The following is a 3,665-nucleotide window of genomic DNA, read 5'->3' as shown; positions in this document are numbered from 1 at the left end:
CGTCCCGCCGGTGCCCTTCGACATCCGGCTCACCGCGACCCTGGGCGGGGTGGTCATCGGGCTGCTGTTCTCGGTGGCCTACATGACCGAGACGACCGAGCACCGTGCGGTCAAGGCCGGCTGGCCGCCGGGGACGACGGCCGCGCGGCGAGCCGAGCGGGCCGAGCGGGAGCGGATCGAGCGCCAGGCCCGGTACCGCTCCGGCGGCGCGGGCAGCTACGACTGAGGAAGGACCCCCTCGCCCCCCACCACTCGCGAGCTCGCGGCGGGCCCCTGCGAGGGGGCCGCACGACCCGCCGGCCGGTGCTCGTCGCTGGTGGGGCCGGGCCAGGCGTGGACCGCTAGTCCTCGACGCGGAACCCGATCTTCATCGTCACCTGGAAGTAGGCGACGTCGCCGTCGACGACCTGGCCGCGGATCTCCTGGGTCTGGAACCACTCGATGTGGCGGACCGTCTCCGAGGCCTTGCGCACCGCCGTGCGGATGGCGTCGTCGACGCTCGTGGTGGAGCTGCCGACGATCTCGCTCAGCCGGTACACGTGGTCGCTCACGACGGGACTCCTCGACGCCGACTGCCCGGACGGCAGCGCTCGGCCTCGACCCTGGCACGGTCCGGCGCGGCCCGCGAGAGGAGTGGAGCCCCATGTCCGGATTGAACGGACGACCTTCCGCTTACAAGGCGGGTGCTCTACCACTGAGCTAATGGGGCGACGCGCTGATCGGGCGCCGCAGAGCAGGCTACCGGGGGCGGGTCGGGGCCAGCGGTGACCGTCGCACCCGATCGGTCGTTCAGGCGGCGTCGTAGCCGGCCGCGGGGTCGCCGGAGACGTACTCCGCCGGGTCGCTGTCGACGGTCGCCCCCGTGGTGAGCCAGCGGGCGAACCCCTCGGAGTCGCGGCGCTCCAGCTCGTCCAGCGCCGCCTGCCGGCGGCGCACCAGCTCCTGCCGGGCCACCGGTTCGCGGGTCTCGGCCAGCGCCGCCGACGTGCGCACCCACTCCCGGCCCAGCGCCGGCACCGACAGCGCCCGCACCCACCCGTCGTCGGCGGCGAGCGGCAGCACGACGGCCGGGGCGGCCCGCCGGTCCTCCCGCACCCGCCGCACCCCCCACCGGACCAGCAGCACCAGCACCCCGGTGGCCGCCAGGAACACCGTCATCGCGCCGCCGGCCAGCACGGCGCAGCCGCTGAGCACGAGCAGCACGGCCACGGTGACGACGGCACTGCGCCAGGCGGCGTCGACGGCCGCCTGCCGCGGGTCCCGGACCGCCGCGTCCCGGGCGATGCCCGCGCCGAGGCAGGCGGCGACGCCCGCGGCCAGCGCCACGGCGACCAGACCGGGCAGCCCGAGCGACACACCGCCGACCGCCGCCAGCGCGCCGCCGACCAGCACGGACATGCCCAGGGCGGCGCGGGTGAGCAGGACAGGGAGGGGCACGGGTGGCCTCCAGGCAGCGAGCAGGTGAGGGGTGTCGGCCGTCCCGTTCCCCGCACCGGGCTTGATCACCCCTGCCGACGGTGCGGCGCAGTGACGGCCGCCGTCCCCCCGGCGAGCGACGTCCAGCTCATTCACAGCTCACCACCAGTCGCGAGCCAGTCCGAGGGCGCACAGTGGTGTCTTCGCGGCGGGGAGGTCCTGCCGTGAGGAGGGACTTCCCGTGAGTGAGCAGAACCGCCCGGCCGACGAGACGGGCCTCGGCGCCGGCGGGGGGCACGGCACCGGCGGGTGCGCTCGCCCCCAGGGTGCGCTGGTACCCGGCGGTGCCGTAGCCGGCCGGCGGCCACGGCTGGTGCGCCGTCGCGGGGGCGGCCGCGAACGGCGGGGTGGCCGACGGCTGCTCGGTGGCACCGGCGGTCGGGAACTGTTCGGTCGGTGCGCTCGCGGGCTGCCCGGAGCCGGGGGTCTGGTGGGTGGACGCCGGGCGGCTCTGCTGTGGCGCCCAGCCGGAACCGGCCGCGCGGTCGGCGCCGAGGCCCGTCTCGTCGGCCGGGCGGTTCTGCTCACTCACGGGAAGTCCCTCCTCACGGCAGGACCTCCCCGCCGCGAAGACACCACTGTGCGCCCTCGGACTGGCTCGCGACTGGTGGTGAGCTGTGAATGAGCTGGACGTCGCTCGCCGGGGGGACGGCGGCCGTCACTGCGCCGCACCGTCGGCAGGGGTGATCAAGCCCGGTGCGGGGAACGGGACGGCCGACACCCCTCACCTGCTCGCTGCCTGGAGGCCACCCGTGCCCCTCCCTGTCCTGCTCACCCGCGCCGCCCTGGGCATGTCCGTGCTGGTCGGCGGCGCGCTGGCGGCGGTCGGCGGTGTGTCGCTCGGGCTGCCCGGTCTGGTCGCCGTGGCGCTGGCCGCGGGCGTCGCCGCCTGCCTCGGCGCGGGCATCGCCCGGGACGCGGCGGTCCGGGACCCGCGGCAGGCGGCCGTCGACGCCGCCTGGCGCAGTGCCGTCGTCACCGTGGCCGTGCTGCTCGTGCTCAGCGGCTGCGCCGTGCTGGCCGGCGGCGCGATGACGGTGTTCCTGGCGGCCACCGGGGTGCTGGTGCTGCTGGTCCGGTGGGGGGTGCGGCGGGTGCGGGAGGACCGGCGGGCCGCCCCGGCCGTCGTGCTGCCGCTCGCCGCCGACGACGGGTGGGTGCGGGCGCTGTCGGTGCCGGCGCTGGGCCGGGAGTGGGTGCGCACGTCGGCGGCGCTGGCCGAGACCCGCGAACCGGTGGCCCGGCAGGAGCTGGTGCGCCGCCGGCAGGCGGCGCTGGACGAGCTGGAGCGCCGCGACTCCGAGGGGTTCGCCCGCTGGCTCACCACGGGGGCGACCGTCGACAGCGACCCGGCGGAGTACGTCTCCGGCGACCCCGCGGCCGGCTACGACGCCGCCTGAACGACCGATCGGGTGCGACGGTCACCGCTGGCCCCGACCCGCCCCCGGTAGCCTGCTCTGCGGCGCCCGATCAGCGCGTCGCCCCATTAGCTCAGTGGTAGAGCACCCGCCTTGTAAGCGGAAGGTCGTCCGTTCAATCCGGACATGGGGCTCCACTCCTCTCGCGGGCCGCGCCGGACCGTGCCAGGGTCGAGGCCGAGCGCTGCCGTCCGGGCAGTCGGCGTCGAGGAGTCCCGTCGTGAGCGACCACGTGTACCGGCTGAGCGAGATCGTCGGCAGCTCCACCACGAGCGTCGACGACGCCATCCGCACGGCGGTGCGCAAGGCCTCGGAGACGGTCCGCCACATCGAGTGGTTCCAGACCCAGGAGATCCGCGGCCAGGTCGTCGACGGCGACGTCGCCTACTTCCAGGTGACGATGAAGATCGGGTTCCGCGTCGAGGACTAGCGGTCCACGCCTGGCCCGGCCCCACCAGCGACGAGCACCGGCCGGCGGGTCGTGCGGCCCCCTCGCAGGGGCCCGCCGCGAGCTCGCGAGTGGTGGGGGGCGAGGGGGTCCTTCCTCAGTCGTAGCTGCCCGCGCCGCCGGAGCGGTACCGGGCCTGGCGCTCGATCCGCTCCCGCTCGGCCCGCTCGGCTCGCCGCGCGGCCGTCGTCCCCGGCGGCCAGCCGGCCTTGACCGCACGGTGCTCGGTCGTCTCGGTCATGTAGGCCACCGAGAACAGCAGCCCGATGACCACCCCGCCCAGGGTCGCGGTGAGCCGGATGTCGAAGGGCACCGGCGGGACG

Annotated in this window: 7 protein-coding genes and 2 tRNA genes; 4 read left to right on the top strand and 5 right to left on the bottom strand. The window is 76.0% G+C overall.

Annotated features, from left to right (window positions below; translation table 11 throughout):
• A partial coding sequence (locus G5C62_RS26035) for a DUF5313 family protein (protein ID WP_164703277.1) occupies window positions 1-226 on the top strand: 226 nt, incomplete at its 5' end.
• 115 nt (window positions 227-341) lie between these two features.
• Here the strand turns inward: G5C62_RS26035 and G5C62_RS26030 are convergent.
• From G5C62_RS26030 to G5C62_RS26015, 4 genes are all read right to left on the bottom strand, one after another.
• Entirely contained in the window at window positions 342-551 is a 210-nt protein-coding gene (locus G5C62_RS26030; RefSeq protein WP_036334618.1) for a dodecin, read from the bottom strand.
• An 83-nt stretch (window positions 552-634) separates the two neighbouring features.
• Window positions 635-709 (bottom strand) — tRNA-Thr (locus G5C62_RS26025).
• Window positions 710-789: 80 nt separating this feature from the next.
• Entirely contained in the window at window positions 790-1,437 is a 648-nt protein-coding gene (locus G5C62_RS26020) for a hypothetical protein (RefSeq protein ID WP_164703278.1), read from the bottom strand.
• 127 nt (window positions 1,438-1,564) lie between these two features.
• A complete protein-coding gene (locus tag G5C62_RS26015; RefSeq protein ID WP_164703279.1) occupies window positions 1,565-2,008 on the bottom strand; it encodes a hypothetical protein in 444 nt (147 codons plus the stop codon).
• 220 nt (window positions 2,009-2,228) lie between these two features.
• On the opposite strand from G5C62_RS26015, the gene G5C62_RS26010 reads away from it, so the two are divergent.
• The 3 genes from G5C62_RS26010 (at window position 2,229) to G5C62_RS26000 (ending at window position 3,324) form a co-directional block, all read left to right on the top strand.
• Window positions 2,229-2,876 (top strand): hypothetical protein, encoded by a 648-nt coding sequence (locus tag G5C62_RS26010; RefSeq protein WP_164703278.1) that lies wholly within the window; start codon window positions 2,229-2,231, stop codon window positions 2,874-2,876.
• 80 nt (window positions 2,877-2,956) lie between these two features.
• Window positions 2,957-3,031: transfer RNA gene (locus G5C62_RS26005), tRNA-Thr, on the top strand.
• Window positions 3,032-3,114: 83 nt separating this feature from the next.
• On the top strand, window positions 3,115-3,324 hold the full coding sequence (locus G5C62_RS26000; RefSeq protein ID WP_036334618.1) for a dodecin: 210 nt from the start codon (window positions 3,115-3,117) through the stop codon (window positions 3,322-3,324).
• A 115-nt stretch (window positions 3,325-3,439) separates the two neighbouring features.
• On the opposite strand, the gene G5C62_RS25995 is transcribed toward G5C62_RS26000, so the two are convergent.
• Window positions 3,440-3,665 (bottom strand): DUF5313 family protein (locus G5C62_RS25995; RefSeq protein ID WP_164703277.1); only part of this gene is annotated, 226 nt, incomplete at its 5' end.

The organism is Modestobacter sp. KNN46-3 (assembly GCF_011039295.1).
The sequence above is the reverse complement of the archived record's forward strand: the minus strand, read 5'-3'. Positions and strand labels throughout refer to the sequence as shown.